The organism is Streptomyces sp. SID12501 (assembly GCF_010550245.1).
Classification (GTDB): Bacteria; Actinomycetota; Actinomycetes; order Streptomycetales; family Streptomycetaceae; genus Streptomyces.
This window is the reverse complement of sequence record NZ_JAAGLU010000279.1, coordinates 1-598: the sequence shown is the minus strand read 5'-3', so window position 1 is coordinate 598 and position 598 is coordinate 1. Positions and strand designations below refer to the sequence as shown.

The following is a 598-nucleotide window of genomic DNA, read 5'->3' as shown; positions in this document are numbered from 1 at the left end:
ATCGTGCCGGGCAGCACCTCGACGGGCTTGCCCGCCGCGACCGCCTGCGCACCCTTCTTGGCGACCTTCCGGTAGTCGCCCTCGATGGTGTCGAACACCTCGTCGGCGCGCTTCTCCGCTCCGGTGAGCGCGGCCATCGCCTTGACCCACCCGGCGCCTCCGAGCGGACTGGACTCCAGCCACTCGGCGTTGGCGACCACGGCGATGCCGGCCTGACGCAGCTTCGGGTACTGCGGGTCGTCGGTGCCATGAGTCATCAGCACGTCCGGCTTGGCGCCGATCACCGTCTCGGCGTTGAGGGTGCGGTCCTTGGCGTACTCGGTGACCTTGCCCGCCTTCACCCGCTCGATCACCTGGGCGGAGGAGATGTTCGCGGCGCTCGCGACCCCCGTCAGGGCGTCCAGGGTGCCGGTCTCGGTGAGCAGCGGCAGGTGGGTGGTGGAGGCGGAGTACAGGCTCTTGACCGGAACCGTGACTTGCTGCGCGGACGCCAGCTCACCGGACAGCTCCGGCTTCGGCGCACCGCACTTGACCAGCACGTACGACTCCGGCTTGCCCTTGGGATAGGGCTCGTTGACCGTGAGGACCTGATAGCTCT

The 598-nt window shown here is 68.9% G+C and carries 1 protein-coding gene; it reads right to left on the bottom strand.

Annotated features, from left to right (window positions below; translation table 11 throughout):
- Positions 1–598: ABC transporter substrate-binding protein (locus G3I71_RS45735; protein WP_164324856.1), on the bottom strand; the 598-nt coding region annotated here is incomplete at both ends.